We start from the raw sequence: 14,875 nt of genomic DNA, 5'->3' as shown, positions 1-14,875 counted from the left end.
TTTACGTTAAGGAGAGCCGATGGAAGATTATTTTGATATTCACATGACCGCCGATCAGCTTCGCTGCGTCAGCAGCATTGGCCTGGCCCATGTGGGCGACGCGGTGTTTGAGCTGCTGGTCCGCTCCTGGCTCTGCGCCGGAGGGAAAGCCACCGGAAAGGGAATGCACCGCGCCACCGTGGCGATCGTCTGCGCCGAGTCTCAGGCGAAGCGGGCGGAAAAGATCCTGCCGCTTTTGATGGAGGAGGAGGCCGGGGTGTTTCGCCGGGGCCGCAATGCCAACGTCCATACCGTTCCCAGCCACGCCAGCCGCGCCCAGTACGCGGAGGCGACCGCGCTGGAGGCGCTGCTGGGCTGGCTGTATCTGTCCGGGCGAAAAGACCGGGTCAGTGAGCTGTTCGGCGTGATGATGGAAGGGGAGAACTGAGATGGCGCTGGACGCGGTCTGCTTACAGGCGGTGGCGGAAGAGCTGCGCCCGCAGCTTTTGGGTGTGCGCATCGACAAGGTGCAGCAGCCCGCCAGAGATCAGGTCATTTTGCTGCTGCGGGGCGGATTGCGCCTGCTGCTGAACGCCGGGGCCAGCAATTCCCGCATCCATCTGACGGGCCAGCTCCGGGACAATCCGGCGGAGCCGCCCATGTTCTGTATGCTCTTGCGAAAGCATCTGGTGGGGGCGCGGGTGGCGGCGCTGGCTCAGCCGGGGCTGGAGCGTCTGGTGGAGCTGGAGCTGGACGTCACGGACGATTTCGGCCAGCCGGGAAGGCGGACGCTGGTGCTGGAGGCCATGGGCCGCCACTCCAACCTGATCCTGCTGGACGGGGAGCGGCGGGTGATCGAGTGCCTGCGCCGGGTGGACGCGGAGATGTCCCCTCAGCGACCCGTTCTGCCGGGGCTTTTTTACCAGTACCCGCCGGCTCACGGGAAAGCGTATCTGTCCGATGCGACAGAGGAAGTTTTTTTCACCCAACTTGCCGCCGCCAATCCCGAGCGGCAGCTGGACGCGTTTTTGCTGGATAGCTTTTTCGGCGTCTCGCCGCTGATCGCGCGGGAGCTGACGTTCCGGGCAACAGGGGAGACTGACAGCCGCATTTTTTCGCTGGACGACGCCGGAAGGCAAAGGTTCTGGGAGAAAATCGTAGAATTGCAAACATTTATAAGCGTGAATAACTTTACACCGATTTCTCTCTGGCGGGAAGGAAAGCCGCTGGAATTTTCCTGCTTCCCGATTACCCAATACGGCGCGACTGTGGAGAGCCGGACGTATCCCAGCTTCTCGGCGCTGATGGACGATTTCTACGAGTCCCGGGAGCATCAGGAGCGCATCCGCCAGCGTGGTGCAGATCTTGTCCGCACCGCTTCCGGTGCGCGCGACCGCTTGCGGCGGAAGCTGGTTATGCAGGAGAAGGACTATGCCGCCACCCAGGATCGGGACACCCTGCGCCTCAGCGGCGAGCTGATCACCGCAAACCTCTACCGCATGGAGCGGGGCCAGCGAAAGGTGACCTGTGAAAATTATTATGACGCTAACCGTGAAATCACGATTCCGCTGGATCCGCTGCTGACGCCTCAGGAGAATGCCGCAAAGTATTTTAAGCGGTACGCCAAGGCGAAGACCGCCGAAAAGTACCTGAAGGAGCAGATGGAGATTGCCCAGCGGGACGCCGCATATCTGGAAAGCGTGCTGGAGGAGATCGCGGAGGCAGAGACGGAGCAGGATTTCAACGATATCCGTTCCGAGCTGAAGGATGCCGGTTTTCTCCGCCAGAAGGGCCGGGAGAAGAAGGGCTTGCAGCGCCCGGCCAAGCCCAGAGAGTTCCGTACCACGGCGGGACTCAGAGTGCTGGTGGGCCGAAACAACCGCCAAAACGACAAGCTGACCCGGGACGCAGACCGCCGGGACCTCTGGTTCCATACCCAAAAGATCCACGGTTCCCACGTAATTCTCTGCACCGGCGGCGCTGCGCCGGACCAAGGCAGCATCGTGGAGGCGGCAAAGATCGCCGCATGGTACTCGCAGGCAAGGGAGAGCGGCAATGTGCCGGTGGATTTTACTCAGGTAAAAAACGTGAAAAAGCCTGCCGGAGCAAGGCCGGGCATGGTGATCTACACGACCTGCGAGACGGTGAACGTCACGCCCGAGGAGGAGACCGTGAAGCGGCTGAGCGGGAAATAGACTGACGCAGAAACGCGTTTTCGTAAAAAGAGTTCCGGACCTCCCGCGGGGAGGTCCGGAACTCTTTTTTAAGTCGGCGGGGGACGGCCCGCATTACAGCTTTTTCATATGTGCCCCGGCAGATTTCAGCATCAGTTTTTTCGTGCCTTTTGTCTCAAAGGCCACTTCGATCAGCGCGTCGCCGCCCATGGACTTCACGGACAGAACAGTGCCCTTTCCGAAGGCGGTGTGTTCCACCGCGTCGCCCTGAGCCACCTGCATCAGAGGTTCGGACGCGGGCTTTACCGCCGTCGGCCTTTTAGTCGCGGAACGGGGAGCCACACCGCTGCCCTGATAGGTGTGGACGCCGTTGCTACTATGGTTTCCACTCGAACCGCCGGAGAAGTTCCCGCCGAAGCCGCCCGATTGTCCGCCGGAAAAACCGCCGCCGAAGCCGCCCAATTGTCCAACGGAAAAACCGCCGCCGAAGTCGTTGGCTGGGCTTCCGAAGCCATCCCAGCTCCCGCCGCTGCCCTCCGAGGGAGAGACCTGGGCCGCAGGCCTTCCCGACCACTCATAATTTTCCTCCGGCAGTTCCTCCAAAAACCGGGAGGGCCGGTTGGCGCTGGTTCGGCCATACAGCATACGCTGGCGGGCATTGGTCAGGGTCAGGCGCTCCTTGGCTCGGGTCATGGCCACATAGCACAGCCGCCGCTCCTCTTCCAGCTCGTCCTCATCGAACATGGAATTCATGCCGGGGAAAATGCCGTCCTCCATGCCTACCACGTAGACGCTGGGGAACTCAAGGCCCTTTGCGGAGTGGATGGTCATAAGAGTCACGCAGTCGTCGCTGCCGTCCATAGAGTCAAGGTCTGTATACAGCGCGATCTCGTTCAAAAAGCCGGACAGGGTGGGGTCCTCCGGATCGTGCTCCAGGAACCCGGCAATGCTGGACTTCAATTCCTGCACGTTTTCAAGCCGCCCCCGGCTCTCTATGTCGTTTTTCTCCTTCAGCGCCCGGACATAACCGGTTTGGTCACATACCGCCTCGTAAAACTCCGGCAATGCCAGCGTGCCGCCTAAGCGGCGCAGGCCGTCGATCAGGTCGGCGAATTTTAAAAGCTTTGCCGCCGGGGCTTTCAGCTCCGGAAACAGGTCCGCATTGCGCATGACCTCGTAAATGGAAATCCCTTGCTGGGACGCAACGGCACCGACTTTTTCCATGCTGGTGCCGCCGATGCCGCGCCCCGGCGTGTTGATGATGCGCCGCAGGCGCAGGTCGTCCAGCGGATTGTTCAGCACGCACAGATAGGCCAGCATGTCCTTCACTTCCGCCCGGTCATAGAACTTGGTGCCGCCCACCACCTTGTAGGGCGTTCCGTTGCGCCGCAGGGCATATTCCAGCGCGTTGGACTGGGCGTTCATTCGGTAGAGCACCGCGCAGTCGGAGAACTTCCGACCTCGGTTCACCTGCATCAGGATGTCGCCCACCACAAAGTTGGCCTCGTCCGCCTCGCTGTAATTCGTTCGGATAGAGACCTTGTCGCCGCCACCGTTGTCCGTCCAGAGGGTCTTGCCCTTCCGGCCCTGATTGTTTTTGATGACGGCGTTGGCCGCGTCCAGAATGTTCTGGGTAGAGCGGTAATTCTGCTCCAGCCGAATAGTACGGGCGTTTGTGTACTGCTTTTCAAAATTAAGGATGTTCTCGATGTTCGCGCCCCGGAAGCGGTAGATAGACTGGTCATCGTCGCCCACCACGCAGAGATTTTTGCGCCCGCCCGCCAGCAGCGAGGTCAAAAGATACTGCAAATGGTTGGTGTCCTGATACTCGTCCACCAGTACGTAGCGGAACTTGTGCTGATAATACTCCCGCACCTCCGCGTCCTTTTGCAGAAGCTCCACGGTGTGGAAGATAATATCGTCAAAGTCAAGAGCGTTGGCGGCATGGAGTTTTTCCACATATTTTGCGTAGACCTTCGCAATGCGGGCCATCTTCCAGTCGCCTGAATCCTGATACTGACGGGCGAAGTCCTCCGGCGTTTCACAGCGGTCCCGGGACTTGCTGATGATACCAAGCAGCTCCTTGGGCGGAAAAGCCTTTTCGTCGTAGTCCAACTCCTTGACGATGTCCTTCAGTACCCGCTTGGAGTCGTCGGTGTCGTAGATGGTGAAGTCCTTCTGAAAGCCGATCCGCTCGATGTCCCGGCGCAGGATGCGGACACAGGCGGAGTGGAACGTGGAGGCCCAGATGTCGTTTGCCACCGGACCCAGACGGGCTGCCAGACGGTCCTTCAGCTCGCCCGCAGCCTTGTTGGTGAAGGTGATGGCGATGATCTCCCAGGGCCTTGGAACGTCCACGGCGCAAAGCCTTGCGGCCCGCCGTCGGTCCTCCGGCTCCGGGTCGTCGGAAAGACTTTCCAGAAAGCGGAGGTCCTCCTCTGTGGCGCCATCAGGAACCTCGTCGGAGTCGCTTCCCCGGCCGTAAGTCAAAAGGTTGTACACCCGCTGGATGAGGACGGTGGTCTTGCCGGACCCGGCTCCCGCCAGTAGCAGGAGAGGGCCCTCGGTGGTCATGGCGGCCTGCCGCTGCATGGGGTTCAGCCGCTGAAAGTCCCTTGCGATGACGGCTTTTCGGGCGGCGAGATAACGCTTGTTGAAATCAGTCATATGTTCACCAGTTTTCTATAATCTCAAGAACCATTTTAGGACAAAAACAAGTCGGGGTCAACCGTGGGTTTCATTTTCGACGCCTGAACCAAAGCAGGCAGCCTGGCGGGCCGCGAATGTTAAATTCAGACTTTTCGTTGACTTTGCTTTACCGGGGTGCTAAGCTAAAGAAAAAATGGGCGGGTGGGGAAGCTGTGCGGGGTGCTGTGCGTTCCCACTTGGAAATTCTAATTGAACACCCTGACCCGGATGTTCAAATCGTATTTGAGCGAAAGAGGAGGGACTCCTTTGTATGAATTGAATCAGGTCGCTCAGCGCACCTATTATATCCAGTGCCCCGCCAAGATGGGCGTCTGGAAGCTCAGCGACACCGACGCGGTTCTGATCGACAGCGGCAACGACAAGGACGCGGGCCGCAAGGTCCAGAAGATTATGGAGGCGCAGGGCTGGACGCTGCGCTGCATTCTGAACACCCACGCCAACGCCGACCACAACGGCGGCAATAACCTGCTCCAGACCCGGCTGGGCGCCCCTGCCTACGCCCCGGGGATCGACGCGGCCATTACCTCCCACCCCATTCTGGAACCGGCGTTTTTATACGGCGGCTACCCCTGCAAGGAGCTTCGAAACAAGTTTCTGCTGGCTCAGCCCAGCGTGTGTCAGCCGCTGACGGCGGAAAATTTGCCGGAGGGACTTGAGATGCTGCCCCTGCCCGGCCACTTTTTCGACATGTGCGGATTCAGGACCGCGGACGGCGTGTGGTTTTTGGCGGACTGCCTCTCAGGCGCCAACATCGTGGAGAAATACCATGTGAATTTTATCTATGACGTGTCGGGATACCTTCAGACGTTGGATCGGATCGAAACGCTGGAGGGCAAGCTTTTCATCCCCGCTCATGCCGAGCCCACGGAGGATATCCGCCCTCTGGCGGAGCTGAATCGGGCCAAGGTGCTGGAGATCTGCGAGCTGGTGTTGGAGCTTTGCAGGGAGCCGGCTTGCTTTGAGGAGCTTTTGCAAAAGGTCTTTCAGCACTATCAGCTGGCCATGGATTTCAACCAGTATGTATTGGTGGGAAGCACCATCCGGTCTTACCTCTCCTACCTGAACGACAGGGGTGACCTGTCCGCGGAGTTCTCAGAGTGTAAACTTCTCTGGCGCAGGGCCTGAATTTATATAGCCGCGGAAGTCGGCAGGTTCTTTTAAAAATTCACCGCGGGCGGCACGGGATTTCCCGTGCCGCCCGTGCATTGGCCCGAATCGCTTAAGGGTTGTTTGTTCACTTATTCAGCGGATAGAGGAGTTCTTCAAAGCTCTTGATATAAACGTCGCAGAACCCCCGCATCTCCGCCTCGTCCGCGGCAAAATAGCTGTCGTAGACGCCCACGACCCGCATTTTCGCGGCCCGGGCCCCCTTGCAGGCGGCAATGCTGTCGTCAAAAATCGTGCAGTCCGCCGACCGGACGCCGCATTCCTTCGCGGCGTAGAGCCAAATGGCGGGATTTTGTTTTTCAAGTCCCAGATCGTGGGCAAACACGATGCGCTCAAAATACTTTTCCAACTCCAGATGTCCCAGCGCGGTGCGGCAGTGGGCGGGCACACTGCTGGTGACCACTGCCATCCGCCGTCCCTCCGCTTTGCACTGGCGCAGATATGCCCGGACGCCGGGTTTAATGGGGACATGCTCATAGAGATTTCCGGCCAGCGCCATCCACTCCGCGATGATCTCGTCGACGGGCTCGCTGAGATGGCAGTACTCCTTTGTGAATACCGCCGCTTTGGGCATGATGGTATGGGACACGCCCTCATAATAGGCGTGGGTGTAAGGCAGCCCCCTCCGGGCCAGAAACTCTCGGTCCACATCCTTCCAGATGCGGTTAGACTCGATCAGCGTACCGTCCATATCGAATAAAAACATTCTTATTCCTCCGTTTTCAGCCAGAATCGCCAGGGAAAATCCCTCGCTTCTTCCGCATAATCAATGCCCACCCGCGGCCCCGCGCAAATTTGCTCCCGCTTAGGGGATGGGCAAGGGAGGCCCAGATCACTGGGACTTTCGCAAAGAAACAGGGCGTCTTCCGTGAGATCCAAGCCGTTTTCTGCGGTGGTAAGCGATAGACCTTTACAGAGCTTGCCCGGTCCGTTCAGGAAATTTTTCTTCTGATAGGCGTTGAACTTCCCGCCGTCCCTATCTCCAAACCGCAGGCGGCGGATGATCTCCTCACCGGAGAGAGCCTCCAGCCCGCGAATCAGGACCGCCGACGGTTCACCCTCCGGCTCCGTTACAAGGTTCAAACAGTGATACATTCCATAAATGGAGTAGATATAGGCGTGGCCCGGCGGGCCGAACATAACAGTGTTCCGGGCGGTGCGGTGATAGCCGTAGGCATGGCAGGCCTTGTCACAACGGCCCACATACGCCTCTGTCTCCGTAATGCGGCAGACGAGAGGCTGACCGTTATAGACCCGTACCAGCGTCTTGCCCAGCAAACTGCGGGCGATATCCACCGTGTCACCCATATAATATTCCCGGGAAAAGCTTGCCATTTTCTTACCTCAATGTTAAACTATAATTTCATGGCGCATTTTGTAAAGAGATAAATACGCTGCGTCAGCAGATACGGCTATTCTATCATTTTTAGAGAGTGGGAGCAAGTATTATGCAGAAAACCAAATTCGTCCGCCAGAACGTTCTGCCGGTGCTGGCGGCCTTCATCTGGGGAACGGGTTTCGTGGCGCAGAGTGTGGGTGCGAATTATGTGGGGCCATTCACCTTCAATGCGGCCAGGTCGGCTATCGCGTTCGTATTTTTACTGATTTTATGTATTGCGTTCCGCGCCCGGCGAAAAAAGGATTTTCACGCTCAGGCGAAGCCCCGTCCCAATCATCGCAGGGATCTGCTGCTGGGCGGACTGTGCTGCGGCGTGGTGCTGACCTTGGGGACCAATCTTCAGCAAAAAGGCCTTGAGACCACCACCTCAGGAAAAGCGGGTTTCATCACGGCGCTGTATATCGTGATTGTTCCCATTCTGGGCGTTTTCTTGAAAAAGAAAGCGGGAAAAACAGTCTGGGCCGGTGTGACTCTGGCGGTAGTTGGGCTATACTGCCTGTGTATCCAGGAGGATTTCTCCATTTCCAAGGGTGATTTTTATATCTTTTTGTGCTCCCTCTGCTTCTCGGCCCACATTCTGATCATCGACCATTTCACGAAGCGGGTGGACGGCGTGGAGCTGTCCTGCGCACAGTTTTTGATGCTTACGATTTTTTCCTCCGTCGGAATGCTTGCATGGGAGCAGCCCTCGTGGGAGGCGCTGCGCCAGTGCGCGTGGCCCATCCTGTACGTTGGCATTTTTTCCAGCGGCGTCGCGTATACGCTGCAAATCCTGGCGCAGAGGGACTCAAATCCCACGGTGGTGTCATTGCTTCTGAGTCTGGAGTCCGTGTTTGCCACGCTGGCGGGGGCCCTGCTCCTGGGGGACCGCATGAGCGGCAGAGAGGATTTGGGCTGCATTTTGATGCTGGCAGCAGTGGTGCTGGCGCAGATTCCGACGCGGAAGGAAGGGGTTGCCCCGGATATGGCAGAAGGGGAGAGCGGAAAGACGGCTTTTCTAAAAAGCTAAGCAGAATCTGAACAAGAGGCCTGCGTTTTCTGATTCTCTGCTTCTACGGATGGGCCGGCCAAACACCATGGCCGGCGTGTTCGATTACCGTTGAAAAAGGCAGGACCGGGGCGTCGGAGTCTCGCTTTACAATCCTTCGGAGATATGATATGATGCACCCGCTGCAGCTTGCGGCACATGGGGCCTTGAAGGAGGATCTATTTTTACTATGAGCAATCGAAAAGCAAAGAAAAACCAACAGACCGCAGCGGAGCGGGAGGCGGAGATTGCCGGTGCGAAGCTCTTCGGCAGGCAGGTCTCAAAAGAAAAGGCACTGGCGCTGCTGATTGCGACACTGATCGCCTGCGCCCTGCCTATGATTCTGGGTGCGCGATTGTGGAACGACATTCCGGAGATTGTGTCCAGCGGCCTGATCGGCAGCAACGGAAAGGACGACTCCATTCCCCGCTGGGTGGTGGCCTTTGGCCTGCCGGGGTTCATGTGCTTGATGGACCTGATTGCCCACGGGCAGCTTATGGCGAACCAGAAGCGCATGACCATCCCAAAGCCTGCCGTCCGGCTGATGGGCAGGTGGGGCTTTTCCATAATATCCGTTCTCTTTTGCAGCGGTATGATTCTGCAGTCCTCCGGAGGAGACCTGACGCTGCCCTTTGTTACCCCCTGCGTTCTGGGTCTGCTTTTGATGATGCTGGGCGGTCATATGTGGGACTGTCCCAGGGACTCCCGGATCGCCCTGCGTTTTTCCTCAATCGAGCACAGCGCCGCCGCGTGGAAAGCTGTTCACCTGCTTGCAAGCCGCGTCTGGATGGCGGCGGGTCTGCTGGTAATCGCCGGTGTCATGGTGACCTCCACCTCTACCGTATTCACCGCCGTTCTGATCGTGGCGGCGCTGCTGGCCCCTATGGCTTATGCCGCGCGGCGCACAGATGCGGATGACCTATGAATACCTGTAGAAAGCGCCGTTCAAAGGAACGGCGCTTTTATCGTTTCATAACGGATTTTTGACAGGTATTCCAAAAAAAGCATCGCTTTTTCTCTAAATAGTTTAATTGACGGTCAAAATAGACAATGGTAATATGGTATTACCAAGTAAGGGAGGCACAGCTATGCAGCTGGAGAAGATTCAATACGCACCACCAAAGATTCCGGAGCTTGTCATGAAGGCCTTAATTGACGCCATTGACAGCGGCCATATTCAGGTGGGAGAGGAGTTGCCCTCGGAACGTGATTTGGCAGAGACCCTGGGCGTGGGACGTGGTTCTCTGCGTGAGTGCCTCGCCATTTTGGAGTTTTTAGGCGCAATAGAAAACCGGAGTAATCGGAAGGTAGTCGTGCGGGATGCGGATTACATTCAAAAGGCGATTTCTTTTGTCCGCGTGTCCAATCAGTCCGACACTCAAAGGGATTTTAATGAGTTCCGCCGTATCAACGAGGTGGCAATTGTAGAGCTGGCTTGCCAGCGGGCCACGGCGGACGACCTGTCTGCCATCTATGAGGCGATTCAGCATCTGGAGGCCACGCCGGACGACTACATGACCGACGTGGAGTTTCACGACGCGCTGGCTGTCGCCAGTCACAATGTCATGCTGGCTGCGACCATCCATCTGGTGAACAGCATGATTGCTGACGTGCGGCGGCGGTTCTTTGGTTTGCAGGATTATCAACAACGGACTCAGGATTCCCACCGCGCTATCTATCAGGCGGTGATGGATCGAGATGCAGCCCGCGCGAAACGCGAGATGGTCCTCCATCTGGCCATTGTTGAGGAGTTTTCGGAAAAATTCCCAGAGCGGGATTGAGTGACGTTCGACACTTTGTGCATTTAGACAATAAATAGGGAAAAAGTTTGGCATGTAGTCCGCATGTATGAACTTGACTATGGAGGATTGAAATGGTATGGTGTTGTTATGACCTACATGGTAGGACCAACATACCATTAGACCGGTAACCGGCAGTTGGTCAGACCAAATTGTGATGAGGGGTGTGGATGTGCCATTAGCAGCCTGACAAATTATCTGGAAACAGGATCACAAAATCCCTGTTACAATCTGGCGTTTGAAGAGACCGTGCTGGCCCGCAGAGCGGTGGGGGACTATCTGCTCTTGTGGCAGAACGACAATACTATCGTCATCGGCCAGAATCAGAATGCCGAGGCGGAGATCAACCGCACCTTTGTTGAGGAACACCATATCCATGTGGTTCGCCGCACCACCGGCGGCGGCGCAGTGTATCACGATCTTGGAAATCTAAACTATTCCTTCATCACCGACGCCGGGAATGCCGAGCGCCTGGCTATGGAGCGGTTTACAAAGCCCGTTGTGGAAGCGCTGAAGGGCTTGGGCCTGAATGCAGAAGCCTCCGGTCGGAACGATATATTGGTGGAGGGGCGTAAGGTTTCCGGAACTGCCCAGCGCCTGATGAAGGACCGCATCCTTCACCATGGGACGCTGCTGTTTGATGCGAATCCCGGTATGGTGGCCGGAGCGCTGAACGCGGACCCGGCAAAATTTCAGTCCAAGGGCGCCAAATCTGTCCGAAGCCGGATCGGGAACATTCGGGAGTTTCTGTCCGAGGAAATGAGCATAACGGATTTCTGGAACTATTTGAAGACTGCGTTGGCAGGCGGTGGTCTTACAGCCGATTCCCTCACGCAGGAAGAGCTGGCCGCCGTGGAGGAATTGAAGCGCACAAAGTACGACACATGGGAGTGGAACTTCGGACGTTCTCCCAGATATAATTTTACCGATAAGCGCCGGTTTGACAGTGGAACGCTGGAACCAAGGATTGCCGTGGAGAAGGGCTGCATTGCGAATATCGTGTTTTACGGTGATTTTCTTTCGGTCTGCCCGCTGGACGAGCTCACGGAGGCGCTGAAGGGCTGCGCCTTCCGGCGGGAGGATGTGGCGGCGGTGCTTGACCGTTTCTCATTGGCGGAGCTGTTCGGCGGAATTCAGAAGGATGAGATTCTGGATACGATATTCCGTGCGGAATGAGCGAGAAAGGGGCTATTCATTGAAAACGGAAGAAGCAGTCTGCGCAGCGGGCTGGTACCGTGAGGCTTATCGGCGGATGGCGCTGATCCGGGCCTTTGAAACGAGGGCCGCCGAGTGCTTTACCCGCAGCGAACTGGCAGGCAATATTCACCTGTATATGGGTCAGGAGGCCAGCGGCGTGGGTGCATGTCTGGCACTGAAGGATACGGACTATATCACATCCACCCACCGCGGACACGGACACTGCCTGGCGAAAGGAGCCAGCGTGGACCGGTCCATGGCGGAGCTGTTCGGAAAGGAAACCGGCTATTGCCGGGGCCGGGGCGGGTCCATGCATATTGTGGATGTGAACCTGGGTATTCTGGGGGCCAACGGCATTGTGGGCGCGGGGATCCCGCTGGCAGCGGGCAGCGCGCTGGCGTCGAAGATCAAAGGCGACGGCGCGGTGACGGTGGCATTCTTTGGGGATGGGGCCTCCAATCAAGGGACCTTTCATGAGACGCTGAACATGGCGGCCACATGGAAGCTGCCCATCGTGTTCCTGCTTGAAAACAACTGCTACGGGGTCTCCACGGAGATTCACCGTATTACCAATACCGACCGTCTTGCGATCCGGGCGAAGGCCTATGGCATCCCCGGAGTCACCGTGGACGGCACGGATGTTGAAGCGGTTTTCCACACCGTCGCCGGGGCGGTGGAACGCGCCCGTTCCGGCGACGGACCCTCTCTTGTGGAGACAATGGTCTATCGATATCAGGGCCACTATTGCGGAGATCCTGCGGCATACCGTCCTAAGGAGTACCTGATTGAAGGAAAGTCCAGGGACCCCATCGACAAGGCCCGGACCCGGCTTTTGGAGCTGGGCGTGAAAGAGACGGAGATCGGGAGTATCGATCGGAGCGTAGCGGAGGAGATCGAAAGCGCATATCGGTTTGCGAAAAGCTCTCCCGACCCCGACCCTGCGGCGGTCATTGACAACGTCTATTCCTCCGACAACGAAAGGAGCGTGCTGCGATGAAGCTCACCGTCAGTAAGGCCATCGGCCAGGCGCTTCACGAGGAGATGGAACGGGACGAAAATGTAATTCTTCTGGGTGAGGACGTCGGCGTTATGGGCAACGTGTTCGCTATTACCAAGGGCTTTCGGGATGAGTTCGGTTCCGACCGGGTGATCGACACACCCATCAGCGAGTCCAGTTTCACCGGCATTGCCGTGGGCGCGGCAATGAGAGGTCTGCGGCCCGTGGTGGAGTGGATGTACGACGACTTTATCACGGTGTGCCTCGACCCGGTGATGAACCAGGCGGCAAAGCTGCGGTACATGACCGGCGGACAGGTAAAAATTCCTGTGGTTTTTCGAGCGCCTATGGGTGCGGGACGGCGAAATGCCGGACAGCATTCCCAGTGCCTGGAAGCGCTGTTTACCCATATTCCCGGACTGAAGGTGGTCTGCCCGTCCACGGCGGCGGACGCCAAGGGCCTTTTAAAGGCTGCTATCCGGGACGACGACCCCGTGGTATTTCTGGAACACAAGCTGCTCTACGCAAGGAAGGAAGAGATTCCGGACGGCGAGTATCTCATCCCTCTTGGCAAGGCCGATATCAAGCGCCCCGGCAAAGACGTGACCATCCTCACCTGGTCCCGGCAGGTCTTTTTCGCATTGGAGGCGGCTGAGACTTTGGCGGCGGAGGGCATCGACGCGGAGGTTGTTGATCTTCGGACACTGGTGCCTCTGGACTGGGAGACCGTGAAAGCCTCCGTCTGCAAGACGCACAACGTGATTGTTGTGGAAGAGGGCGTAAAGCGCGGCGGCGTGGGCGCGGAGCTGTCCGCACAGATCACGGAGGAACTGTTTGACGAATTGGATTCTCCCGTGGGCCGCGTGGCGGGACTGAACGTGGTCTCTCCGTTCTCTCCGGTGCTGGAGGACGCGGAATTTCCCCATCCGGCGGACATCGTATCCTGCGTCAAAAAAACGCTGGGCCGCTGAGGGAGGCGCGTATGGCAGAGAAAGCAAGACTTCACGTGTCGCCCTACGCCCGGAAAACGGCGAGAGAGCTGGGCGTGATGCTGGAGTCCTTGACCGGTACCGGCCCTAACGGGCGGATTGTCTGGCGGGACGTGGAGGCGGCGTCAAAGACGGAGGAAAAGCCATCCTGCGGCGTGATGGCCGGATATTATACCACGGCGGACATAAGCGAGCTGCTGGCGGCCCTGAAAACTCTGGACGGCGCGCTGACTTTCCCGGTGTTCACGGAGCGGGCCGCGGCCCGGCTGAACGTGCCGGTTCGGTTTGCCGGAAACGGCATGGAGGGCGTGTTGCCCACGCTGAAATCCGATGAAACCGCCGCCATGGCGGTAGGGGACCCCACGGACGGACATGTGCGCATACATTTGGCATACGACCCCGGCGCGGTGAGCGATGAAAAGGCGGCAGATCTGCTGCGGTCCATGAGACGGCTGCTGGAAAAGCCGCTGACCATGTTGGTGTGAACAAAAGGGAACGCGCAAAGCGCGTCCCCGGAGATCTATCCAAAGGTTTCTCGCTGAAGCGGCTCCAGAAACAGCCGCAGGTCCTCCACCTGGACCTGTTCCGCAGCCTTGAAGATTGCCCGGCGATAGCCGAAAATGTCATCCGCCGCAAAGGGCAGATGATATACCGCCAGACAGCGTGGCCGGATGAACTGCTCAATGAACCGTCTCCCCTTACTTAACGCGATCCATGGGAAGTCCAGCAGAGCCAGGTCCACTGGGCCGGACTCCTGCAGGAACTCCCGCAGGGCGGGACTGGCCACGGCGCAGTCCCCGGGGATCAAAACCCGAAAACCACTCCCGTCAAGAAGGCACCCGTAGTGAGCTACGTTTGCGTACTGTTCTCCCTCGTGTGGCAGGCGGATGAATTGAACGGACAACTCGGGCAGAAATAGCTGCTCCCGGGGACGGGAGAGAAGAAGCTGATTTTCAAACTGCCGTTCCGGCAGGATTGCCTTTGCGAAAGGCCACTGTTCAATCGCCAGCTGGGTCAGACGCTGAGAGAAATGGTCCGGGTGGCAGTGGGTATAAAAGATCAGGTTCGGCTCCGCAAAATCCGGATGAACTGCCACGGCGGCCTGAAGCTCTGGAGAGAGCGTGGAAAATCCGGAGACGGCTTTATCGTGCAGGGCGTCCACCCATAGGCGGATGCCGCCGAGCTGCAGGGCCACGCCGGCGTTGGCACTGAGTGTGATCTGGCATATAGGCATATTACAGGTGCTCCTTTGTATAAAAAATCGCATGAATTTTCATTTTAGGACGAGGCTAAGCTACTGCCAGTATAGCACGATATTTAGAAAATGCCAAGAAAAATTAAAAAAACGCAATTTGTGCAAAGTACTTTTTTTGACTAAAAATTATATGTAAAGTGCTGAAATAAACAAATAAAATAAGGATTAAGTTGATATTTTTAC

General features: G+C 57.6%; 14 protein-coding genes. 10 read left to right on the top strand and 4 right to left on the bottom strand.

Going from position 1 to position 14,875, the window contains the following annotated elements:
* Positions 1–19 precede the first annotated feature (19 nt).
* A complete protein-coding gene (locus tag ABWQ15_RS06285; protein WP_353907906.1) occupies positions 20–427 on the top strand; it encodes a Mini-ribonuclease 3 in 408 nt (135 codons plus the stop codon).
* Position 428: 1 nt separating this feature from the next.
* Entirely contained in the window at positions 429–2,174 is a 1,746-nt protein-coding gene (locus tag ABWQ15_RS06280; RefSeq protein ID WP_353907905.1) for an Rqc2 family fibronectin-binding protein, read from the top strand.
* Between the two features lie 93 nt (positions 2,175–2,267).
* Here ABWQ15_RS06280 and ABWQ15_RS06275 read toward each other — a convergent pair whose 3' ends face one another.
* The gene (locus ABWQ15_RS06275) at positions 2,268–4,820 is read right to left on the bottom strand and encodes an ATP-dependent helicase (protein ID WP_353907904.1); all 2,553 of its coding nucleotides are present in this window, start codon (positions 4,818–4,820) and stop codon (positions 2,268–2,270) included.
* Positions 4,821–5,108: 288 nt separating this feature from the next.
* On the opposite strand from ABWQ15_RS06275, the gene ABWQ15_RS06270 reads away from it, so the two are divergent.
* Positions 5,109–5,987, top strand: coding sequence for an MBL fold metallo-hydrolase (locus tag ABWQ15_RS06270; protein WP_353907903.1), 879 nt, complete (start codon positions 5,109–5,111; stop codon positions 5,985–5,987).
* A 109-nt stretch (positions 5,988–6,096) separates the two neighbouring features.
* On the opposite strand, the gene ABWQ15_RS06265 is transcribed toward ABWQ15_RS06270, so the two are convergent.
* Both ABWQ15_RS06265 and ABWQ15_RS06260 read right to left on the bottom strand, forming a co-directional pair.
* Positions 6,097–6,735 carry an HAD family hydrolase gene (locus ABWQ15_RS06265; protein WP_353907902.1) on the bottom strand — a complete coding sequence of 213 codons (639 nt, stop codon included), beginning with the start codon at positions 6,733–6,735 and terminating at the stop codon, positions 6,097–6,099.
* A 2-nt stretch (positions 6,736–6,737) separates the two neighbouring features.
* On the bottom strand, positions 6,738–7,364 hold the full coding sequence (locus tag ABWQ15_RS06260) for a DNA-3-methyladenine glycosylase (RefSeq protein ID WP_353907901.1): 627 nt from the start codon (positions 7,362–7,364) through the stop codon (positions 6,738–6,740).
* Between the two features lie 113 nt (positions 7,365–7,477).
* Here ABWQ15_RS06260 and ABWQ15_RS06255 point away from each other — a divergent pair, with 113 nt between their 5' ends.
* From ABWQ15_RS06255 to ABWQ15_RS06225, 7 genes are all read left to right on the top strand, one after another.
* Positions 7,478–8,437 (top strand): DMT family transporter, encoded by a 960-nt coding sequence (locus ABWQ15_RS06255; protein ID WP_353907900.1) that lies wholly within the window; start codon positions 7,478–7,480, stop codon positions 8,435–8,437.
* Between the two features lie 208 nt (positions 8,438–8,645).
* Complete coding sequence (locus ABWQ15_RS06250) at positions 8,646–9,380, top strand: SdpI family protein (protein WP_353907899.1); 735 nt, start codon at positions 8,646–8,648, stop codon at positions 9,378–9,380.
* Between the two features lie 163 nt (positions 9,381–9,543).
* Positions 9,544–10,236, top strand: a complete 693-nt coding sequence (locus ABWQ15_RS06245; protein ID WP_353907898.1) for a FadR/GntR family transcriptional regulator — start codon at positions 9,544–9,546, stop codon at positions 10,234–10,236.
* Positions 10,237–10,392: 156 nt separating this feature from the next.
* On the top strand, positions 10,393–11,430 hold the full coding sequence (gene lplA / locus ABWQ15_RS06240) for a lipoate--protein ligase (protein ID WP_353907897.1): 1,038 nt from the start codon (positions 10,393–10,395) through the stop codon (positions 11,428–11,430).
* A gap of 19 nt (positions 11,431–11,449) precedes the next feature.
* Positions 11,450–12,448 carry a thiamine pyrophosphate-dependent dehydrogenase E1 component subunit alpha gene (locus ABWQ15_RS06235; RefSeq protein WP_353907896.1) on the top strand — a complete coding sequence of 333 codons (999 nt, stop codon included), beginning with the start codon at positions 11,450–11,452 and terminating at the stop codon, positions 12,446–12,448.
* A complete protein-coding gene (locus tag ABWQ15_RS06230) occupies positions 12,445–13,419 on the top strand; it encodes an alpha-ketoacid dehydrogenase subunit beta (RefSeq protein ID WP_353907895.1) in 975 nt (324 codons plus the stop codon). The genes ABWQ15_RS06235 and ABWQ15_RS06230 overlap by 4 nt, the downstream gene beginning before the upstream one ends.
* 11 nt (positions 13,420–13,430) lie before the next feature.
* Complete coding sequence (locus ABWQ15_RS06225; protein ID WP_353907894.1) at positions 13,431–13,922, top strand: E3 binding domain-containing protein; 492 nt, start codon at positions 13,431–13,433, stop codon at positions 13,920–13,922.
* Between the two features lie 35 nt (positions 13,923–13,957).
* Here the strand turns inward: ABWQ15_RS06225 and ABWQ15_RS06220 are convergent, their stop codons facing one another.
* Positions 13,958–14,671, bottom strand: coding sequence for an MBL fold metallo-hydrolase (locus ABWQ15_RS06220; RefSeq protein ID WP_353907893.1), 714 nt, complete (start codon positions 14,669–14,671; stop codon positions 13,958–13,960).
* Between the last annotated feature and the right edge of the window lie 204 nt (positions 14,672–14,875).

Source organism: Oscillibacter sp. (genome assembly GCF_040505565.1).
Taxonomy (GTDB): domain Bacteria; phylum Bacillota; class Clostridia; order Oscillospirales; family Oscillospiraceae; genus Oscillibacter.
This window is presented reverse-complemented; position numbering and strand designations above follow the sequence as displayed.

What these genes read in the sequence shown, in the direction of transcription:
- ABWQ15_RS06285 (WP_353907906.1), top strand. Translation starts at nt 20, where the DNA reads ATGGAAGATTATTTTGATATTCACATGACCGCCGATCAGCTTCGCTGC.
- ABWQ15_RS06265 (WP_353907902.1), bottom strand. Translation starts at nt 6,735, where the DNA reads ATGTTTTTATTCGATATGGACGGTACGCTGATCGAGTCTAACCGCATC.
- ABWQ15_RS06255 (WP_353907900.1), top strand. Translation starts at nt 7,478, where the DNA reads ATGCAGAAAACCAAATTCGTCCGCCAGAACGTTCTGCCGGTGCTGGCG.
- ABWQ15_RS06280 (WP_353907905.1), top strand. Translation starts at nt 429, where the DNA reads ATGGCGCTGGACGCGGTCTGCTTACAGGCGGTGGCGGAAGAGCTGCGC.
- ABWQ15_RS06220 (WP_353907893.1), bottom strand. Translation starts at nt 14,671, where the DNA reads ATGCCTATATGCCAGATCACACTCAGTGCCAACGCCGGCGTGGCCCTG.
- ABWQ15_RS06225 (WP_353907894.1), top strand. Translation starts at nt 13,431, where the DNA reads ATGGCAGAGAAAGCAAGACTTCACGTGTCGCCCTACGCCCGGAAAACG.
- ABWQ15_RS06250 (WP_353907899.1), top strand. Translation starts at nt 8,646, where the DNA reads ATGAGCAATCGAAAAGCAAAGAAAAACCAACAGACCGCAGCGGAGCGG.
- ABWQ15_RS06260 (WP_353907901.1), bottom strand. Translation starts at nt 7,364, where the DNA reads ATGGCAAGCTTTTCCCGGGAATATTATATGGGTGACACGGTGGATATC.
- ABWQ15_RS06245 (WP_353907898.1), top strand. Translation starts at nt 9,544, where the DNA reads ATGCAGCTGGAGAAGATTCAATACGCACCACCAAAGATTCCGGAGCTT.
- ABWQ15_RS06275 (WP_353907904.1), bottom strand. Translation starts at nt 4,820, where the DNA reads ATGACTGATTTCAACAAGCGTTATCTCGCCGCCCGAAAAGCCGTCATC.
- ABWQ15_RS06230 (WP_353907895.1), top strand. Translation starts at nt 12,445, where the DNA reads ATGAAGCTCACCGTCAGTAAGGCCATCGGCCAGGCGCTTCACGAGGAG.